Raw genomic sequence first — 18,764 nt, 5'->3', positions numbered from 1 at the left:
TTTCGCCGGCCCCGGCCCAGCCTCGGCACGAGGCTGAACCGGGCCGGCGATACCCGATTCCAGTGCAGGTGCCTGGGCGCCTGCCGTTTTTCCGTGCCGCCGTGAACGGCCCGTATTCCAAAGGAGTGACACCATGCTGGTGATGCGCCCCGCGCAAATGGCTGATCTGAACGACGTGCAGCGCATGGCTGCAGACAGCCCCATTGGTGTCACCTCGCTGCCGGACGACACTGCTCGTCTGGGCGACAAGATTGCCGCCTCTGAGACATCCTTCGCCGCCGAGGTCAGCTTCAACGGTGAAGAGAGTTACTTTTTCGTGCTCGAAGACAGCGAAACGGGCAAGCTGGCCGGCTGCTCGGCCATCGTCGCTTCGGCCGGGTACTCCGAGCCGTTCTACAGTTTTCGTAACGAAACATTCGTGCACGCCTCACGCGAGCTGAAGATACACAACAAGATCCATGTGCTGTCGCTGTGTCACGATCTGACCGGCAACAGCCTGCTGACCAGCTTCTATGTGGCGCCGGAGCTGGTGAACAGTGGCTGGGCCGAGCTCAACTCGCGCGGCCGACTGCTGTTCATGGCCGCGCACCCGGAGCGTTTCGCCGATTCAGTGGTGACCGAGATTGTCGGCTTCAGCGACGAGCAGGGTGAATCACCGTTCTGGGACGCCATCGGCCGCAACTTCTTCGACCTCAACTATGCCGACGCCGAGCGCCTGTGCGGCCTGAAGAGCCGTACCTTTCTCGCCGAGCTGATGCCGCATTACCCGATCTACGTGCCGTTGCTGCCAGACCTGGCGCAGGAAGCCATGGGCCAGGTACATCCGCGGGCACAGATCACCTTCGACATACTCATGCGCGAAGGCTTCGAGACCGAGCACTACATCGACATTTTCGACGGCGGCCCGACCCTGCATGCGCGCACCTCTGGCATTCGCTCGATCGCCCAGAGCCGGGTTGTACCGGTGAAGATCGAAGAGGCCCCGGTCAAAGGCGGGCGCCCGTACCTGGTGTGCAACGGCCTGTTGCAGGACTACCGCGCGGTGTTGCTGGACCTGGACTGGGTGCCTGGCAAACCGGTCAGCCTGAGCGTGGCTGCAGCCGACGCGCTGGGCGTGGGCGAGGGCGCCAGCGTGCGCCTGGTTGCGGTTTGAGGTCTGGCAACAGACGTTTCGGGATTGATGCGTTAGCAGAGTTTCGCGGCGGCCGATGCCGCCGCACAAGGAGATAGCATGATCGTTCGTCCTGTACGCAGCAGCGATTTGCCTGCGTTGATCGAATTGGCACGCAGCACCGGCACCACCGGGCTGACCACGCTGCCGGCCAACGAAGAGCGCCTGGGGCATCGCGTTGGTTGGGCGGAAAAAAGCTTTCGTGGCGAGGCTGAGCGTGGCGACACCGATTACCTGTTCGTGCTGGAAAACGACGAAGGTCTGGTGGTGGGCATCAGCGCCATCGCCGGCGCCGTCGGCCTGCGTGAGCCCTGGTACAACTATCGGGTCGGCCTGACGGTCAGCGCCTCGCAGGAGCTGAAGATCTACCGCGAAATCCCGACGCTGTTCCTGGCCAACGACCTGACTGGCAACTCCGAGCTGTGCTCGCTGTTCCTGCGCAGCGACCACCGCTCCGGCCTCAATGGCCGCCTGCTGTCGCGCGCGCGTATGCTGTTCATTGCCGAGTTCCCGGAGCTTTTTGGCAAGAAAATCATTGCCGAGATGCGCGGCATGTCTGACGAGCAGGGCCGTTCACCGTTCTGGGAAAGCCTGGGTCGTCATTTCTTCAAGATGGAGTTCAGCCAGGCCGACTACCTCACCGGCGTGGGCAACAAGTCGTTCATCGCCGAGCTGATGCCCAAGTTCCCGCTGTACACTTGCTTCCTGTCCGAGGCCGCGCGCAACGTGATCGGCCGCGTGCACAAAGACACCGAGCCGGCGTTGGCCATGCTCAAGCAGGAAGGCTTCAACTACCAGGGCTACGTCGACATCTTCGACGCCGGCCCGGCCATCGAATGTGACACTGCCAAGATCCGCGCCGTGCGCGAGAGCCAGACCCTGGTGCTGGCGATCGGTACGCCAGGCGATGACGCGACCCCTTTCATCATCCACAACCGCAAGCGCGACGACTGCCGTATCACTGCTGCACCTGCACGGTTGGCTGCCGGTACTCTGGTGGTCGACCCGTTGACCGCCAAGCGCTTGCGCATGGGCGTCGGCGACAATGTGCGTGCGGTGCCGCTGTCGGCCAGCCGGGAGGCCCAGTAAATGACCACGCATTACATCGCAGGCAGTTGGCAGGCCGGCCAGGGTGAAACCCTGCAGTCGCTCAATCCGGTGACACAGGCCGTGATCTGGCAAGGGCAGGGCGCTGACGCCAGCCAGGTCGACGCTGCCGTGCAGGCTGCGCGGCAGGCTTTCCCGGCCTGGGCGCAGTTGAGCCTGGAGGCACGTATCGATGTGCTGGAGAAGTTTGCCGCGCAGTTGAAAGTGCATGCCGAAGCCATGGCCCAGTGCATTGGCGAGGAAACCGGAAAGCCGCTGTGGGAATCTGCGACTGAAGTCACCAGCATGATCAACAAGGTGGCGATTTCGGTACAGAGCTACCGCGAGCGCACCGGCGAAAAGAGTGGCCCGCTGGCCGATGCCACGGCTGTGCTGCGGCACAAGCCTCACGGCGTCGTGGCAGTGTTCGGCCCCTACAACTTCCCCGGGCACCTGCCCAATGGCCATATCGTGCCGGCGCTGCTGGCAGGCAACTGCGTGGTGTTCAAACCCAGCGAGCTGACCCCCAAGGTCGCTGAGCTTACCGTTAACTGCTGGATTGCTGCCGGCCTGCCGGCGGGTGTGCTGAGCCTGGTGCAGGGCGCACGCGAAACCGGTGTGGCTCTGGCCGCCAACCCAGGTATCGATGGCCTGTTCTTCACCGGCTCCAGCCGTACCGGCAACCTGCTGCATCAACAGTTCGCAGGCCGCCCAGACAAGATTCTGGCCCTGGAAATGGGGGGTAACAACCCGCTCGTGGTGGACGAGGTCAAGGACCTCGACGCGGCGGTGTATACCATTATCCAGTCGGCGTTCATTTCCGCTGGCCAGCGCTGCACCTGCGCGCGGCGCCTGCTGGTACCGCAAGGCGCCTGGGGCGATGCGCTGATCGCGCGCCTGGTCGAGGTGTGCAAAACCATCACGGTGGGGGCGTTCGATGAGCAGCCGGCGCCTTTCATGGGCTCGGTGATTTCGCTGCAGGCGGCTCGGGCGCTGCTTGCGGCCCAGGCCGAACTGGCCGCCAAAGGTGGCGTGAAACTGCTGGAAATGACCCAGCCACAGGCCGATGCCGCATTGCTGACTCCGGGCATTGTCGATGTCACCGCCGTGGCTGACCGCCCGGACGAAGAGTTTTTCGGCCCGCTGTTGCAGGTGATCCGCTACGCCGACTTCGATGCTGCCATCGATGAAGCCAACAATACCCAGTATGGCCTGGCCGCTGGCTTATTGTCTGATTCGCGAGCCCGCTACCAGTACTTCTGGCTGCGCAGTCGCGCGGGCATCGTCAACTGGAACAAACAGCTGACGGGGGCTGCCAGCAGCGCGCCGTTCGGTGGTGTGGGAGCCAGTGGCAACCATCGCGCCAGTGCCTATTACGCAGCCGACTACTGCGCTTACCCCGTGGCTTCGCTGGAGACCGCCAGCCTTGCCTTGCCGGCGACCCTGACGCCGGGCGTCACCCTATAACAACAGGTCACGGAGCCTAGCCGATGAAATCCTATGAAGTGAATTTTGATGGCCTGGTGGGGCCTACCCACAACTATGGCGGCCTGTCTTACGGTAACGTGGCTTCGCAGAGCAACAGCCAGCAGGGGTCCAACCCGCGTGAGGCAGCGCGCCAGGGCCTGGCGAAGATGAAAGCGCTGGCCGACATGGGCTTCAAGCAGGGTGTTCTGGCGCCACAAGAGCGCCCGGACGTGGCGGCGCTGCGCCGCCTGGGGTTCAGTGGTAGCGATGCCGAAGTTATCCAGCGCGCCGCCCGCGAGGCCATGCCGTTGCTGGTGGCCAGTTGCTCGGCCTCGAGCATGTGGGTGGCCAACGCCGCGACAGTCAGCCCGAGTGCCGACACTGCTGACGGTCGCGTGCACTTCACCGCGGCCAACCTCAACTGCAAATATCACCGCAGCATCGAGCACCCGACCACCAGCCGCGTGCTGGGCGCCATGTTCAACAACGACAGGCACTTTGCCCACCACGGCGCGCTACCTGCCGTGGCACAGTTCGGTGATGAGGGTGCGGCCAACCACACGCGCTTCTGCCGCGCCTATGGCGAGCCTGGTGTGGAGTTCTTTGTCTACGGCCGCAGCGCTTTCGACAGCCGTTACCCGGCGCCACAGAAGTACCCGGCCCGGCAAACCCTGGAGGCCTCGCAGGCTGTGGCCCGGCTGCACGGCCTGAGCGATGACGGTGTGGTCTACGCTCAACAGAACCCGTCGGTGATCGACCAGGGCGTGTTCCACAATGATGTGATTTCGGTGGGTAACGGCGAAGTGCTGTTCTACCACGAGGACGCGTTCCTCGAGACCGACGCGGTACTTGGGCAGTTGCGAGCTAAACTGGCCAGCAAGGGTGGCAACTTCCAGGCCATCTGCGTGCCCAGGGCCGCGGTAGCGGTGGAGGATGCGGTGCGTTCCTACCTGTTCAACAGCCAGCTGCTGAGCCGCGACGATGGTTCCATGCTGTTGGTCGTGCCGGAAGAGTGCCGCAACAACGAGCGGGTCTGGGCTTATCTCGGCCAGTTGACCAGCCAGGGAGGCCCGGTGAAGGAGGTCAAGGTGTTCGACCTCAAGCAGAGCATGCAAAACGGCGGCGGCCCAGCCTGCCTGCGTTTGCGCGTGGCTTTGAAGGAATCGGAACTGGCGGCGGTCAACCAAGGCGTTATCATGACGGCCTCGCTGTATGACACGCTGCTGCAGTGGGTGGACAGGCACTACCGCGATCGCCTTGGCGAAGCTGACCTGGCTGACCCGCAACTGCTGGTGGAGTGCCGTACGGCACTGGACGAATTGACCCAGATCCTGAAGTTGGGCTCGGTGTATCCGTTCCAACGCCAACCTTGAAGAGAGACTCTGTAATGACCGACGCCTTGCGCCTGATCCTCGAAGATGAAGACGGCACCCAGCTGGAAACTTCCTGCACCCGCTTTGCTGTGGTCTGGCAAGGCAAGGAAGTGTGGATTCAGCAGGATGGCCGTGGCCAGTTGCTGATCGGCGTGGATGTCGAGGAAGACGACACTGAGTATGCCAACTTGCTGCTACGCCCGATGGCCACCAACCTGGTCAGCCTGCAGCTGGAAATGGAACCGGCAGAGCTTGGCGAAGACGACGATCACGTTCATGGCCCTGACTGCGGTCACCACCACTAAGGAAGCACCTATGCTCGCCCTTGGCAAATTGCTTGAGCTGACCCTCACCGATCACGAACCGGCCGAGAAGACCCAAGTGACACCCAAGGGCGCGCGTTTGCGGTGGCTGGGGGAGGGCGCGCTCGAAGTGCGTCCGGCCGAAAGCGAAGACTGCGGGCTGGACTTGCTGTTGTCCGCCGGCATTCATGGCAACGAAACAGCGCCGATCGAATTGCTCGAGCGGCTGCTGCACGGCGTGGCCAACGGCAAGATCAAACCCAGGGCTAGAGTGCTGTTCCTGTTCGGCAACCCGCCAGCGATCCGCAAGGGTGAGCGCTTTATCGAACAGGACATCAACCGCTTGTTCAATGGCCGCCATGAGCTGTCCAGCGGCTTCGAAGCATTGCGTGCTGCCGAGCTGGAGCAGTTTGCCCGGGTGTTTTTCAGCAAACCGGGGCGCAACCGCCTGCATTACGACCTGCATACTGCCATCCGCGGTTCTAAGATCGAGCAGTTCGCCTTGTACCCTTATAAAGAGGGGCGCAAGCACTCCCGTCGCGAACTGGCGCGCCTGGCGGCGGCAGGTATGGAAGCGGTGTTGCTGCAAAGCAAGTCGTCCATCACCTTCAGCGCATTCACCTACGAACAGCTTGAGGCTGAAGCCTTCACCCTGGAGCTGGGCAAGGCCCGTCCGTTCGGCCAGAACGAGCAGGTCAACCTCGACAAGCTCGAAGAGCGGTTGGTCCGCATCATCGAGGCTACCGAGCCAGAGGACGAAAGTTCGCTGGATGGCCTGCAACTGTTCAGGGTTTCCCGAGAAGTCATCAAGCACAGCGACAGTTTCCATCTGCACCTGCCGGCGGACATCGAAAACTTCTCCGAGCTGAGCAAGGGTTACCTGCTGGCTGAAGACCTGGCCGAGATGCGCTGGGTGGTCGAGGAGGAGGGCGCACGCATCATCTTCCCCAACCCCAAGGTCAAGAATGGCTTGCGCGCCGGCATTCTGATCGTGCCGGATTCGGGGCAGCACCTGGGGTGAGACCGGTGTCGCCTGTTTCGCGGGTGAACCCGCTCCTACGAGATATGTGCAAGGTCTCAATGTGGCGCCGTGCCCGTAGGAGCGGGTTTACCCGCGAAGCAGGCGACACGATTTCGGATCCTGTCCATGATGAAAACCTTTTAATTCACCGCCTGTTCCATTTTCCCTTCCCTTGAGCGGTAATTGGCTTGCCAGTGGCGAAACACAGGATTTAGCATCCGGTCATGTCGTTTTCGTTTGCGTAGCCCGAAAAACCGTCCAAACGATGGCTTCTATCGTATAAACACACTGCATCGAGACTGCAGGACCGATATAATGCGGCCCTTTGCCGTCGTTTCGTCGACGCGTTTGCCCAACAGGGCCGCCGTTTCCGTGGAAGAACCTATGAAAAGCGCAGAAATCCGTGAAGCCTTCCTTCGCTTCTTCGAAGAGCAGGGACATACCCGAGTCGCCTCCAGTTCGCTGATCCCGAACAACGACCCGACCCTGCTGTTCACCAACGCAGGCATGAACCAGTTCAAGGACTGCTTCCTCGGTGCGGAGAAGCGCGCCTACACGCGTGCTGTCAGCAGCCAGAAGTGCGTGCGTGCCGGTGGCAAGCACAACGACCTGGAAAACGTCGGTTACACCGCGCGTCACCACACCTTCTTCGAAATGCTGGGTAACTTCAGCTTCGGCGACTATTTCAAGCGCGACGCCATTACCTTCGCCTGGACCTTCCTGACCTCTGAGCAGTGGCTGAACCTGCCCAAAGAAAAGCTCTGGGTCACCGTCTACGCCACCGACGACGAAGCCTACGACATCTGGACCAAGGAAGTCGGCGTGCCGGCCGAGCGCATGGTGCGCATCGGCGATAACAAGGGCGCCCCGTACGCCTCCGACAACTTCTGGACCATGGGCGATACCGGCCCGTGCGGCCCGTGCACCGAGATTTTCTACGATCACGGCGCGGATATCTGGGGCGGCCCACCCGGTTCGCCAGAAGAAGACGGTGACCGCTACATCGAGATCTGGAACAACGTCTTCATGCAGTTCAACCGCACCGCCGACGGCGTATTGCACCCGCTGCCAGCGCCGTCGGTGGACACCGGCATGGGCCTGGAGCGCATCAGCGCCGTGCTGCAGCACGTGCATTCGAACTACGAGATCGACCTGTTCCAGAACCTGCTGGCTGCCGCAGCCAAGGTCATCGGTTGCAGCAATGACGGCCAGGCCTCGCTGAAAGTGGTCGCAGACCACATCCGTTCGTGCGGTTTCCTGATTGCGGATGGCGTGCTGCCGTCCAACGAAGGCCGTGGCTACGTGCTGCGCCGCATCATTCGCCGCGCTTGCCGTCATGGCAACAAGCTGGGCGCCAAGGGCAGCTTCTTCTACCAGATCGTTGCCGCACTGGCCGCTGAAATGGGCGAAGCCTTCCCAGAGCTGAAGAGCCAGCAAGCGCACATCGAGCGGGTGCTCAAGGCCGAAGAAGAGCAGTTCGCCAAAACCCTGGAGCAGGGCCTGCGCATCCTCGAGCAGGACCTGGCCCAGCTGAAAGGCGACGTGGTACCGGGCGACGTGGTGTTCAAGCTGTACGACACCTATGGCTTCCCGATGGACCTGACTGCCGACATCGCGCGTGAGCGTGAGCTGACTATCGACGAAGCCGGCTTCGAGCGTGAAATGGACGCCCAGCGTGAGCGTGCCCGTTCCGCCAGCGCCTTCGGCATGGATTACAACAGCCTTGTGAAGGTCGACAGCGCCACCGAGTTCCTCGGCTACGATGCCACTGAAGGCCAGGGCAAGATCATCGCCTTGTACAAGGACGGCCAGTCCGTCGACCAACTGGGTGAAGGCGAGCAGGGCGTGGTCGTGCTCGACCGCACACCGTTCTACGCCGAATCCGGCGGCCAGATTGGCGACACCGGCTTCCTGCAGGCTGGCGCTGCACGCTTTGACGTGCGCGACACTACCAAGACCGGCGGTGCCTTCCTGCACCACGGCGTGGTTGCCAGCGGCGCGCTGGTGATCGGTTCGCCAGTCGAGGCCAAGGTCGATGCAGAGGTGCAACACGCTACCTCGTTGAACCACTCCGCCACTCACCTGCTGCACGAAGCGCTGCGCCAGGTGCTGGGCGAGCATGTACAGCAGAAGGGCTCGCTGGTCGACAGCCAGCGCCTGCGTTTCGACTTCAGTCACTTCGAGGCGGTGAAGCCAGAGCAGATCAAGGCGCTGGAAGACATCGTCAACCGCGAAGTGCGCAAGAACACTGCCGTTGAAACCGAACTGACCGACATCGAAACTGCCAAGGCCAAAGGTGCAATGGCGCTGTTCGGCGAGAAATATGGCGACACCGTGCGTGTGCTGAGCATGGGCGGCGATTTTTCGGTGGAATTGTGCGGCGGTATCCACGCCAAGCGCACCGGTGACATCAGCCTGTTCAAGATCATCAGCGAAGGCGGCGTGGCCTCTGGCGTGCGCCGTATCGAAGCCGTAACCGGTGCCGCTGCGCTGGCTTACCTGAACGCTGCCGAAGAGCAGGTCAAGGAAGCCGCACAACTGGTGAAAGGTAACCGCGACAACCTGATCGACAAGCTGTCGGCTGTGCTTGAGCGCAACCGCCAGCTGGAGAAGCAGCTGGAACAGCTGCAGGCCAAGGCCGCCAGCGCCGCCGGGGACGATCTCTCCAACGCGGCTGTTGAGGTCAAGGGTGCCAAGGTCCTCGCCGCCCGCCTGGATGGGCAGGATGGCAAGGCCCTTCTGGCCCTGGTCGATCAGCTGAAGAACAAGCTCGGCCACGCAGTGATCCTGCTGGGCAGTGAGCATGAGGGCAAGGTTGTGCTGGTGGCCGGCGTGACCAAGGACCTCTCCAGCCAACTCAAGGCTGGCGATCTGATGAAACAAGCCGCTGCGGCGGTGGGTGGCAAGGGCGGTGGCCGTCCGGACATGGCCCAAGGTGGTGGCGTCGACGTCGCTGCCCTGGACCAGGCCCTGGCGCTGGCCGTGCCATTCGCAGAGCAGGGACTTTGAGATGAAGGGGTGGATGGTCTAGTGGCCACACAGGCCAATCCCGTCCACCCGTTCATGTTGGATTGTTTTTTGGGGCCCTGTATGGGCTGAGGCACCATTGAAATGGCGTTGATCGTACAGAAATTTGGCGGCACCTCTGTCGGTTCCATCGAGCGGATCGAGCAGGTAGCCGAAAAGGTCAAGAAGCACCGTGAAGCGGGCGACGACCTGGTGGTTGTGCTGTCGGCCATGAGCGGTGAAACCAATCGTCTGATCGACCTGGCCAAGCAGATTACCGATCAGCCGGTTCCTCGTGAACTGGACGTGATCGTGTCGACCGGTGAGCAGGTCACCATTGCCTTGCTGACCATGGCCTTGATCAAGCGTGGTGTGCCAGCGGTGTCCTACACCGGCAACCAGGTGCGTATTCTCACCGACAGCTCGCACAACAAGGCGCGCATTCTGCAAATCGACGACCAGAAGATTCGTGCCGACCTCAAGGAAGGTCGCGTGGTCGTGGTTGCAGGCTTCCAGGGCGTCGACGAGCACGGCAGCATCACTACCCTGGGTCGTGGTGGCTCTGATACCACCGGCGTGGCCCTGGCGGCGGCGCTGAAGGCTGATGAGTGCCAGATCTACACTGATGTCGATGGCGTCTATACCACCGACCCGCGCGTCGTGCCACAGGCTCGTCGCCTGGAGAAGATCACCTTCGAAGAGATGCTGGAAATGGCCAGCCTCGGTTCCAAGGTGCTGCAGATCCGCTCGGTGGAGTTCGCCGGCAAGTACAACGTTCCGCTGCGCGTGCTGCACAGCTTCAAGGAGGGTCCGGGTACCCTCATTACCATTGATGAAGAGGAATCCATGGAACAGCCGATCATTTCCGGTATCGCCTTCAACCGTGATGAAGCGAAGCTGACCATTCGCGGCGTGCCGGATACCCCGGGCGTGGCCTTCAAGATCCTCGGCCCGATCAGCGCTTCGAACATCGAGGTCGACATGATCGTGCAGAACGTTGCTCACGATAACACCACCGACTTCACCTTCACCGTGCACCGCAACGAGTACGAGAAGGCCCAGAGCGTGCTGGAAAACACTGCGCGCGAGATCGGTGCCCGTGAAGTGATCGGCGACACCAAGATCGCCAAGGTCTCGATCGTTGGCGTTGGCATGCGTTCGCACGCCGGTGTTGCCAGCCGCATGTTCGAAGCCCTGGCCAAGGAGAGCATCAACATCCAGATGATCTCCACTTCCGAGATCAAGGTTTCGGTGGTGCTCGAAGAGAAGTACCTGGAGCTGGCCGTACGCGCGCTGCATACCGCGTTCGAGCTGGATGCTCCTGCCCGACAGGGCGAGTAAGGCGCTGCCTGGAAGGGCGCGGCTTGCCGCGCCCTTCGCGTTTCTGCTCGCCACGCAGGCCCTGTCCTGCCCTGTGCGGTGAGTAACCGGGGCCATGGTCGTCGTCCGCGACCTGGCCCGATATCCAAGACTGTTACCCCTGAATGTTTTGCGTAAGGAGAAAGCTATGTTGATTCTGACTCGTCGGTGCGCCGAGAGCCTGATCATTGGAGACGGCGAGATCACCGTGACGGTGCTTGGCGTCAAAGGCAACCAGGTGCGTATTGGCGTGAGCGCCCCGAAAGAAGTGGCAGTTCACCGCGAGGAAATCTACCTGCGGATCAAGAAGGAGAAGGATGAAGAGCCAAGCCTTTAATTTTTTTGAAGTTTTTTTCAAAAAAAGGGTTGCAAAGGTGAAAGAGGTTCTTTAATATTCGCCTCGTGTTGCGGTGAGGTGGCCGAGTGGCCGAAGGCGCTCCCCTGCTAAGGGAGTATACCTCATAAGGGTATCGGGGGTTCGAATCCCCCCTTCACCGCCATTATTCGCTTAGGGCGCTGTAAGCGGTAAGAACGCTAAGTAGTTGATTTTAAACGAAAAAGTTCTTGCAAAAATGTTTCAGCGACCTATAATGCGCGGCAAGACACGGACTCATAGCTCAGCTGGATAGAGTACTCGGCTACGAACCGAGCGGTCGGAGGTTCGAATCCTCCTGAGTCCGCCACTTTTGAAGTGGCTTTGCTTAGAAGCTGCTTCAAACAACCAGTGGTAATCTGGTCTAAAAATACCAATGCGGACTCATAGCTCAGCTGGATAGAGTACTCGGCTACGAACCGAGCGGTCGCAGGTTCGAATCCTGCTGAGTCCGCCACTTTTTGAAGTGGTTATGCTTGCAAAGCTACTTCAGTCAACCAGTGGTAACCTGGTCTAAAACTACCACCACGGACTCATAGCTCAGCTGGATAGAGTACTCGGCTACGAACCGAGCGGTCGGAGGTTCGAATCCTCCTGAGTCCGCCACACCCCCTCAAAAAGCCCGCTCAATAGAGCGGGCTTTTTGTTTGTGCGCCAATGAATTCTTGATCATGTCGATCTACGCTCTTCTGTAATGATTGCGGTGTAGTTTGGAGCCGCTGCGCGGCCTCAAAAATCGAATGTGCTTTCCCATCCATAACAACCGTCGCACTGATAGCTTCGAGCGTTGTCCCAGCTTTATCACGCAAACGATTGTTCTGGCCAAAAATTTAAGCGATCTGACAGCTTTAGCAGTGTATGATTGCGCCCGTCAGCCCCGCCGGGGCTTGTGGAAAACCACCATGGACTTACCCAGTAGTTACTCGCTAACAAGATTCATACAGAAAGATCTGACCGATTGATTCCCTCGGCGTGCTCCGCTGCTGGGAGTGGAGTTCGCCTATGACCGAAGTAGAAGTTAAAAAAGCGCAAGAAAGCCTGCAGGATCGCCTGGCCCAGGTGGTCGAACTGCTGCAGCGCCAGCGCATGGTCGAAGACCTGACCCATCGCCAGGAAGGCGCGCACAACGACCTGGTGGAAAACCTGGTCCACCGCCAGAACCTCGTCGAGCTGCAGCGCAAGCTCGATGACCTGCACCCCGCCGACATCGCCTACATCCTCGAAGCCTTGCCCCTGGAAGATCGCCTGACGGTCTGGCAGCTGGTGCGCTCGGAGCGCGATGGCGACATCCTGCTGGAAGTTTCCGATTCGGTTCGCCAATCGCTGATCGCCGACATGGACGATCACGAGCTGCTGGCTGCCGCCAAGGAGATGGACGCCGACGAGCTGGCCGACCTCGCCCCAGAGCTGCCGCGTGACGTTGTTCATGAGCTGATGGAAACGCTCGATGCCCAGCAACGCGAACGGGTACGTTCGGCGCTGAGCTACGACGAGGAGCAGGTCGGTGCGTTGATGGACTTCGAGATGGTCACCATCCGCGAAGACGTCAGCCTGGAAGTGGTTCTGCGCTACCTGCGCCGCCTGAAAGAACTGCCGAACCACACCGACAAATTGTTCGTGGTCGATTACGACGGCATCCTCAAAGGGGTATTGCCGATCAAGCGCCTGCTGGTCAACGACCCGGAAAAGAAGGTGGCGGAGGTCATGGCGACCGACCCTGTCTCCTTCCAGCCCGAGGAAGATGCCTACGATGCAGCGCAGGCTTTCGAGCGTTATGACCTGGTATCCGCCCCGGTGGTGGACAAGAGCGAACGCCTGATCGGCCGTCTGACCATCGACGAAATGGTCGACCTGATCCGTGAGGAGAGCGAGAGCGAAGTCCTCAACATGGCGGGTCTGCGTGAAGAGGAGGATATTTTCGCCTCGGTCTGGCGTTCGTTACGCAACCGTTGGGCGTGGCTGGCCATCAACCTGATTACCGCCTTTGTTGCTTCGCGAGTGATCGGGTTGTTCGAAGGCTCGATTGAAAAGCTGGTGGCGTTGGCTGCGTTGATGCCGATCGTGGCGGGTATTGGTGGCAACTCTGGTAACCAGACTATCACCATGATCGTCCGCGCCATGGCCCTGGACCAAGTGTCGCCAGGCAATACCAGTCGCTTGATGCGCAAGGAGTTGGCGGTGTCGCTGATCAACGGCCTGGTTTGGGGTGGAGTGATCGGTGCGGTGGCTTTCTGGCTGTATGGCAGTTGGTCGCTGGGGGTGGTGATGACCGCAGCGATGACCTTGAACCTGTTACTGGCGGCGCTGATGGGCGTGCTGATCCCGATGACATTGGCCCGTTTGGGGCGAGACCCTGCGATGGGGGCGAGCGTGATGATCACTGCTGTGACCGACAGCGGTGGTTTCTTCATCTTCCTTGGGCTGGCCACGGTGTTCCTGTTGTAAGCCGATCCTCCCTGTGGGAACAATCCCGCAGGGACATGTGTTTGCTGCCAGTCAGTCGCCCACAAAAAAGCCAGCTTACGCTGGCTTTTTTGTGTTTGGTGCAGGCCTCAGGAGGCGTCTGCGGCCATTTCCACATCGTGAGCGATGAGGGCGACCAGAGCGTTCTGCTGGCGGTGGGACAGTTGGCGGAAACGCTGCAGCAACTCGCGCTCATGCAGGGACAGTTCGGGGCTGTCCAGGCGCATGCTCAGCTCGTCACCCAGCGCACCTTCCTGGATAAGGCTCTGTTCCAGGCGTGCGATAATCTCGGAGTTCATGCTGCGGTGGTGGTTGCGCGCTACCTCGGCAATGCGCTCACGCATTCCGTCTGGCAGGCGGACGACGAACTTGTCAGCGGTGCGGCTCGAATAAATAGCCTGTTTCATTGGGCGCATATAAATTGACCGGAGTTTAGTTCAGGGGAAGCGGTTCTCAAATTGGCCGCACGGGATGGAAGTACGACCGTGGCGACGACAAAATGTTCAACCGCCAGTGAAAAATGGATGCTCATCTTGCCTCAAGGTCGCCGTTTGCTTGGCGTCAATTATGTGACAAATAGTGAGCCGGATAAAGGCTTTATGCCAGTACCAATTATCAGAAATGAGCACTGGTTTGAAAAGTTTCACATGCTCTGGCTAGCCTGGCCGTCAGTCTTTTGCCGTCAACAATTGGTAAAACGCAGAAAAATGCCCGGAAAAACCCTAGAATGCGCCGGTTCCCTCCATAGAGCATAGTGGCTATGCAACATGACGCAAGCGACCGCCGATCAGGGAAAGGCCGGTTGATATTTCTGGTTGGGCCGTCGGGTTCCGGGAAAGATTCCCTGATCGACGCTTTGCGTGAGCAACTGGCCGTCTCGGGGGTAGAAATTGCCCGCCGGGTCATCACCCGTTCGGCCGAAGCCAAAGGCGAAGCCGCCCAAGGGGTCACGCCCGAGCAGTTTGATACCCTGCGTGCGCAAGGTGCTTTTGCCATGCACTGGCGGGCCAATGGCCTGGACTATGGCATACCCCGGCAGGTGGATCAGTGGTTGGCGGCGGGAAGGGCGGTGCTGGTGAATGGCTCACGGGCTTATCTGGCAGAGGCCCGTGAGCGCTATCCGGACTTGTTGGTCGTGTTGGTCCAGGTCAAGCCTGAGGTGCTGCGCCAGCGCTTGCTGGCCCGGGGCCGTGAAACCACAGAAGAAGTAGAGCAGCGCCTGGCGCGCAGCGCACGCTTGCAGGCTGCAGCCGACCCGTCGGTACATGTGCTGGATAATTCTTCCACACTGGAGGCGGCGGTCGCTGCATTCCTTTCGCTGCTGCGCAATCAGGGCGTGCTACCGCGAGGATAGCAGCCGCAGAAAAGGATTACGCGAAAAAGCCCAGTTCAGGCATGACAAACGCCAGCATGCTGGTTAACATGCTGGCCATCCCGCTGTGCAGCGCTCGCTGCCGGTCGTAGCGTCTCAGTAGCTCAATTGGATAGAGCATCCCCCTCCTAAGGGGAAGGTTGCAGGTTCAATTCCTGCCTGGGACGCCATTCTCGTCATTCCCATCATTGTCTCCGTCGCCTTTGTTGCCGCCGTGCTGCTGTTGACAGCACCTGCGCTCGGCCAGCGCTGTCATGCATCACGTCCGTGGGCTAACGCCGCGCTTGATGCCAGCCGCTGGCGCATCAGGAAGTACCCCGCCACCACCAGCAGTACCGTCAGCACCGTGAACCAGAACTGGAAACGCGATGCTGGGTCGAACGCCTGGGTGCCGATGACTGCCAGCAAGGCGAACAGCGCAATGATATTGGTGTAGGGGAACAGCCAGGCACGGAAGGCGTTTGGGGCGACCGCTTCGTGGCGGGTTTTCCTGCGCATGGCCACGTGAGCGATGATGATGAAGATCCATACGACCATGACCAGGCTGCCGGTACTCTTGGCCAAGGTCATGAAAAGGTCGCCGCCACTGACAAAGTGCACGGTCAGGATCATCGTGCAGATCGACAGGCTCAGCAGCAGTGCATTGATCGGTACGCCCTTGGCACTGGTGCGCGAGAAGAGTTTGGGCGCGTGACCGCGCTGGCTCAGCGAGAACAGCATGCGCGAGTTGGAGAACATGAACGAGTTCATGACCGACATGAACGAGACGAACAGCACCAGTTTCATGGCCACTGCAGCACCACCGAACCCGGCCAGGCTGAACAGCGAAACATAGGGCGAGGCCAGGTTGGCCTTGTCGGTCCAGGGCAGGCAAAGGATCAGGATCGACACGGAACCCACATAGAACAGCATCACACGCAGGATCACGCTCTTGATTGCGCGGATCACGTTCTGTCGGGGGTTCTCTGATTCACCCGCGGCCACAGCGGCAATTTCGCTGCCGCCCAGTGAGAAGATCACCACGATAACGCCGGCCATCACCGGTGACAGGCCGTTGGGCATGAAACCGTCATGGGCGGTGAGGTTGACCAGGCCGGGGGCGGGAATCTCACTGTGCAGGCCGAGCAGGATCGAGACGCCCAGCAGCATGAAGATGAGGATGGTGGCGACCTTCATCGCGGCCAGCCAGTACTCTACTTCGGCAAACGAGCGTACCGAGTAGGCGTTGCTGGCCATGAGTGTCACCAGCATCAGGAAGGCGCCTGCCCAGATCGGCAGCCAGGGCAGGAAGTCATGCAGGATGGCACCCAGCAGTACCGCTTCCAGGGTGATGGTCATCATCGACTTGAACCAGTACAGCCAGCCGACCGCAAACCCTGCCCAGTCGCCGAGGTAGGTGTTGGCGTAGGTCGAGAACGACCCTGCATCCGGGTTGCGGCAGGCCATTTCGCCCAGCATGAACATGACCAGGGTGACCACCAGGCCACCAATGAAATACGACAGTATGGCCGCGGGCCCTGCCGATGCGATCAGTGAGCCCGAGCCCATGAACAGGCCTGCACCGATCACCCCACCCAGCGCGATCATGGTGATATGCCGCTGCTTGAGGCTTTGCTTCAAACTGTTGGATTGCATTTCCTTGTCCTCTCTTATTTTTGGAGGGATCCGACATCGTCCCCCAACGCAGGCATCGTCATGCGCCTGCGTCCACGCGTGGCAAATAGCTACCAGCCTGCCACCCTGGACAATAAGGCCAAGGACCTCAAACGAATTCTCTGCACAACATCCTGCCGATTTTTCCTGAGGCCGGTGATGGCGCCGATAGCGGTGCAGTTGACGAAGCCATGCACCACCTGAATATCGACGCCACCTGACGCCTTCAAACCGGTCAGGTCGGGGAGCCTTGGACGAACCGCGGCGCTATACCAGTCGAGCGCTGCCACTCCCTCATGCCGGGCTTGCCGCTTGTTGCTCTTCATCCTGGCCGCCATCCACCTTGGCGACCTGCTCTTGCGCTTTCTCCTCCATCTTGCGCTCGATGTCTTCTTTCATGCGCTGGGCAATCAATTCGTCGACTTTTGCTTTCATTTCTGGCGGCAGGGCGTCGTACTCTTCTTCGGTCAGGCCTATTTCACGCAGCAGCTTTTCCTTGATCATCTCGCCAGGCGACTTGGACATGAAGTCATGAAATTCCTGCCGGGCAGTCTTGGGCGGCAGTGGTTCTCCGATGACCGGCTCGGTGGTCGCTGAACCCAGGTTTTGCAGCATCACCTTGAATTTGGCAAAGGCTTCTGCACGAGCATCCTCAGCGTTTTGCTGAGCGGTACTGCCTCCGTTCTGCTGTTGGCTTGCCGTGTTGGCGGTGGATATTGGCGTGCGGACAGGCGCAATCTGGGCCACTGCCTGCTCATCGCTGGCGTGCCGAGGCTGATGGAGCGTGGGCTGCCAGCTCACGCCGTTATGGGCGATTATCATGTTTCCTCCTTGGAAATCTCGTTGGCAGGTACCCAGCGCAAAAGCCATGCCAGCGCTGTGCCGGTCGAAATCAGGGCTTTTGCGCTATTTCCGTTACACGCGAGCGGGCATATGCTTGCCCGTGTCAGGCATGATCTTGCCGCCTGCGGCAATTACCACCACTGTCGGCAGCCCCTTGATCGGAGCGCAGTTGCTGGGCATCAGGGAGAGTGTCCATGAGTCAAGAAACCAGGCCGGTACCTGCCGGCTTCAGTGAACAGCAGTTGCACACCTTGTTCGATTTGATCAGCGATGGCATCTGGGACTGGAATGCCAATACCGGCTACGTTTATCGCAATCCGGGCTGGTACAGCATGCTGGGGTATGCCAGCCATTCCATGGCCAACTCGGTATTTACCTGGGAAAGCGTGATCCATCCTGAAGACTACCCACGGGTAATGGCGCATTTCGAGGCCTATATCAATCAGCGCAACGAGCGCTACCGCATTGAATACCGTTGCCGTTGTCAGGATGGCAGCTACATCTGGATCGAAGACAGCGGCTACATCATCGCGCATAACGAGGACGGTTCCGTGGCGCGCATGCTGGGTGCGCATCGCAATATCGACGCTGGCAAGCGCTTGGTGGCTCAACTGGAACAGAAGAACCAGTCGCTGGAGTTTCAGGTGGCCGAACGCACTCGCGAGTTGTCCTGGGTGAACCAGCAGTTGCAGCGGCAACTGGACGAAAACCGTGAACTGGCCGAACGCGATGCGTTGACCCGCGTCGCCAACCGTTACCGGCTGGAGAGCGCATTGCAGCTGGAGTGCCAGCGCGCCCAGCGCTTCCGCCAGCCGTTGTCGCTGATTGCCATGGACATGGATGATTTCAAACCGATCAATGACCGCTACGGTCACGCCCGTGGCGATGCGGCGCTGGTGCGGGTGGCCGAAAACCTGCGCACCTGCTTGCGCGAACTGGACCTGCTGGCGCGCTGGGGCGGCGACGAGTTCGTCATCGTGCTGCCGCAGACCGCGTTGGGGGAGGCGCTGGAGGTGGCTGCGCGCTTGCGCCAGGTGCTGGAGCAGGTGGAGCCGGTGGGTGATTGTCGGCTGACCATGAGCTATGGCGTGGTGCAATGGCTGGAAGGGGAGGATCAGCACGCGCTGCTGGCGCGTGCCGACAAGGCGCTATACAGGGCCAAGGGGGCAGGCAAGAACGCAATTGCCGAGTAGCGCGCCCCTCGGAGAGGGCGCTGTTTTCTGGAACGTTACATGGCCTGAATGAAGAAAGACCCGCAGCGCCTCTCGGCGCAGC

At 60.4% G+C, this 18,764-nt stretch carries 16 protein-coding genes and 5 tRNA genes; 18 read left to right on the top strand and 3 right to left on the bottom strand.

Annotation, left to right across the window (positions count from 1 at the left end):
- Positions 1-133 precede the first annotated feature (133 nt).
- From aruF to mgtE, 14 genes are all read left to right on the top strand, one after another.
- On the top strand, positions 134-1,153 hold the full coding sequence (gene aruF, locus ACF8RA_RS20985) for an arginine/ornithine succinyltransferase subunit alpha (RefSeq protein WP_010955177.1): 1,020 nt from the start codon (positions 134-136) through the stop codon (positions 1,151-1,153).
- 78 nt (positions 1,154-1,231) lie between these two features.
- Positions 1,232-2,260 carry an arginine N-succinyltransferase gene (gene astA, locus ACF8RA_RS20980; protein WP_176685229.1) on the top strand — a complete coding sequence of 343 codons (1,029 nt, stop codon included), beginning with the start codon at positions 1,232-1,234 and terminating at the stop codon, positions 2,258-2,260.
- Entirely contained in the window at positions 2,261-3,724 is a 1,464-nt protein-coding gene (gene astD, locus ACF8RA_RS20975) for a succinylglutamate-semialdehyde dehydrogenase (protein WP_392519553.1), read from the top strand.
- A gap of 23 nt (positions 3,725-3,747) precedes the next feature.
- Positions 3,748-5,097 carry an N-succinylarginine dihydrolase gene (astB, locus tag ACF8RA_RS20970; RefSeq protein ID WP_209967397.1) on the top strand — a complete coding sequence of 450 codons (1,350 nt, stop codon included), beginning with the start codon at positions 3,748-3,750 and terminating at the stop codon, positions 5,095-5,097.
- 14 nt (positions 5,098-5,111) lie between these two features.
- Positions 5,112-5,402 carry a topoisomerase II gene (locus ACF8RA_RS20965; RefSeq protein WP_003254508.1) on the top strand — a complete coding sequence of 97 codons (291 nt, stop codon included), beginning with the start codon at positions 5,112-5,114 and terminating at the stop codon, positions 5,400-5,402.
- A 10-nt stretch (positions 5,403-5,412) separates the two neighbouring features.
- Positions 5,413-6,420 carry a succinylglutamate desuccinylase gene (gene astE / locus ACF8RA_RS20960; RefSeq protein WP_176685246.1) on the top strand — a complete coding sequence of 336 codons (1,008 nt, stop codon included), beginning with the start codon at positions 5,413-5,415 and terminating at the stop codon, positions 6,418-6,420.
- A 384-nt stretch (positions 6,421-6,804) separates the two neighbouring features.
- Positions 6,805-9,429: an alanine--tRNA ligase gene (gene alaS, locus ACF8RA_RS20955; protein ID WP_392519552.1), complete on the top strand. Its 2,625-nt coding sequence runs from the start codon at positions 6,805-6,807 to the stop codon at positions 9,427-9,429.
- 102 nt (positions 9,430-9,531) lie between these two features.
- A complete protein-coding gene (locus ACF8RA_RS20950) occupies positions 9,532-10,767 on the top strand; it encodes an aspartate kinase (RefSeq protein WP_176685233.1) in 1,236 nt (411 codons plus the stop codon).
- 166 nt (positions 10,768-10,933) lie between these two features.
- Entirely contained in the window at positions 10,934-11,122 is a 189-nt protein-coding gene (csrA, locus tag ACF8RA_RS20945; protein ID WP_003254503.1) for a carbon storage regulator CsrA, read from the top strand.
- Positions 11,123-11,194: 72 nt separating this feature from the next.
- Positions 11,195-11,285: transfer RNA gene (locus ACF8RA_RS20940), tRNA-Ser, on the top strand.
- A gap of 106 nt (positions 11,286-11,391) precedes the next feature.
- A tRNA-Arg gene (locus ACF8RA_RS20935) sits at positions 11,392-11,468 on the top strand.
- A gap of 70 nt (positions 11,469-11,538) precedes the next feature.
- Positions 11,539-11,615 (top strand) — tRNA-Arg (locus ACF8RA_RS20930).
- Positions 11,616-11,687: 72 nt separating this feature from the next.
- A tRNA-Arg gene (locus ACF8RA_RS20925) sits at positions 11,688-11,764 on the top strand.
- 396 nt (positions 11,765-12,160) lie between these two features.
- The gene (mgtE, locus tag ACF8RA_RS20920) at positions 12,161-13,603 is read left to right on the top strand and encodes a magnesium transporter (protein WP_176685234.1); all 1,443 of its coding nucleotides are present in this window, start codon (positions 12,161-12,163) and stop codon (positions 13,601-13,603) included.
- A 107-nt stretch (positions 13,604-13,710) separates the two neighbouring features.
- Here mgtE and ACF8RA_RS20915 read toward each other — a convergent pair whose 3' ends face one another.
- Complete coding sequence (locus tag ACF8RA_RS20915; RefSeq protein ID WP_003254499.1) at positions 13,711-14,037, bottom strand: Arc family DNA-binding protein; 327 nt, start codon at positions 14,035-14,037, stop codon at positions 13,711-13,713.
- 69 nt (positions 14,038-14,106) lie between these two features.
- On the opposite strand from ACF8RA_RS20915, the gene ACF8RA_RS20910 reads away from it, so the two are divergent.
- The 3 genes from ACF8RA_RS20910 (at position 14,107) to ACF8RA_RS20900 (ending at position 15,163) form a co-directional block, all read left to right on the top strand.
- Positions 14,107-14,376, top strand: a complete 270-nt coding sequence (locus tag ACF8RA_RS20910; protein WP_176685190.1) for a hypothetical protein — start codon at positions 14,107-14,109, stop codon at positions 14,374-14,376.
- Positions 14,377-14,381: 5 nt separating this feature from the next.
- Entirely contained in the window at positions 14,382-14,975 is a 594-nt protein-coding gene (gene phnN / locus ACF8RA_RS20905; RefSeq protein WP_176685235.1) for a phosphonate metabolism protein/1,5-bisphosphokinase (PRPP-forming) PhnN, read from the top strand.
- 111 nt (positions 14,976-15,086) lie between these two features.
- A tRNA-Arg gene (locus ACF8RA_RS20900) sits at positions 15,087-15,163 on the top strand.
- An 82-nt stretch (positions 15,164-15,245) separates the two neighbouring features.
- Here the strand turns inward: ACF8RA_RS20900 and ACF8RA_RS20895 are convergent.
- Together ACF8RA_RS20895 and ACF8RA_RS20890 are read right to left on the bottom strand one after the other, a co-directional pair.
- On the bottom strand, positions 15,246-16,628 hold the full coding sequence (locus ACF8RA_RS20895) for an amino acid permease (RefSeq protein ID WP_176685236.1): 1,383 nt from the start codon (positions 16,626-16,628) through the stop codon (positions 15,246-15,248).
- 312 nt (positions 16,629-16,940) lie between these two features.
- A complete protein-coding gene (locus ACF8RA_RS20890) occupies positions 16,941-17,468 on the bottom strand; it encodes a hypothetical protein (RefSeq protein ID WP_392488113.1) in 528 nt (175 codons plus the stop codon).
- A 215-nt stretch (positions 17,469-17,683) separates the two neighbouring features.
- On the opposite strand from ACF8RA_RS20890, the gene ACF8RA_RS20885 reads away from it, so the two are divergent.
- Positions 17,684-18,682 (top strand): diguanylate cyclase, encoded by a 999-nt coding sequence (locus ACF8RA_RS20885; protein ID WP_176685237.1) that lies wholly within the window; start codon positions 17,684-17,686, stop codon positions 18,680-18,682.
- Positions 18,683-18,764 lie beyond the last annotated feature (82 nt).

The sequence above is a fragment of the Pseudomonas sp. FYR_5 genome (assembly GCF_043106315.1).
Lineage (GTDB): Bacteria > Pseudomonadota > Gammaproteobacteria > Pseudomonadales > Pseudomonadaceae > Aquipseudomonas > Aquipseudomonas putida_Y.
This window is presented reverse-complemented; position numbering and strand designations above follow the sequence as displayed.

Excerpts from the sequence above, each read along its gene's own strand:
- aruF (WP_010955177.1), top strand. The coding sequence starts at position 134 with ATGCTGGTGATGCGCCCCGCGCAAATGGCTGATCTGAACGACGTGCAG.
- astA (WP_176685229.1), top strand. The coding sequence starts at position 1,232 with ATGATCGTTCGTCCTGTACGCAGCAGCGATTTGCCTGCGTTGATCGAA.
- astD (WP_392519553.1), top strand. The coding sequence starts at position 2,261 with ATGACCACGCATTACATCGCAGGCAGTTGGCAGGCCGGCCAGGGTGAA.
- astB (WP_209967397.1), top strand. The coding sequence starts at position 3,748 with ATGAAATCCTATGAAGTGAATTTTGATGGCCTGGTGGGGCCTACCCAC.
- ACF8RA_RS20965 (WP_003254508.1), top strand. The coding sequence starts at position 5,112 with ATGACCGACGCCTTGCGCCTGATCCTCGAAGATGAAGACGGCACCCAG.
- astE (WP_176685246.1), top strand. The coding sequence starts at position 5,413 with ATGCTCGCCCTTGGCAAATTGCTTGAGCTGACCCTCACCGATCACGAA.
- alaS (WP_392519552.1), top strand. The coding sequence starts at position 6,805 with ATGAAAAGCGCAGAAATCCGTGAAGCCTTCCTTCGCTTCTTCGAAGAG.
- ACF8RA_RS20950 (WP_176685233.1), top strand. The coding sequence starts at position 9,532 with ATGGCGTTGATCGTACAGAAATTTGGCGGCACCTCTGTCGGTTCCATC.
- csrA (WP_003254503.1), top strand. The coding sequence starts at position 10,934 with ATGTTGATTCTGACTCGTCGGTGCGCCGAGAGCCTGATCATTGGAGAC.
- mgtE (WP_176685234.1), top strand. The coding sequence starts at position 12,161 with ATGACCGAAGTAGAAGTTAAAAAAGCGCAAGAAAGCCTGCAGGATCGC.
- ACF8RA_RS20915 (WP_003254499.1), bottom strand. The coding sequence starts at position 14,037 with ATGCGCCCAATGAAACAGGCTATTTATTCGAGCCGCACCGCTGACAAG.
- phnN (WP_176685235.1), top strand. The coding sequence starts at position 14,382 with ATGCAACATGACGCAAGCGACCGCCGATCAGGGAAAGGCCGGTTGATA.
- ACF8RA_RS20895 (WP_176685236.1), bottom strand. The coding sequence starts at position 16,628 with ATGCAATCCAACAGTTTGAAGCAAAGCCTCAAGCAGCGGCATATCACC.
- ACF8RA_RS20890 (WP_392488113.1), bottom strand. The coding sequence starts at position 17,468 with ATGATAATCGCCCATAACGGCGTGAGCTGGCAGCCCACGCTCCATCAG.
- ACF8RA_RS20885 (WP_176685237.1), top strand. The coding sequence starts at position 17,684 with ATGAGTCAAGAAACCAGGCCGGTACCTGCCGGCTTCAGTGAACAGCAG.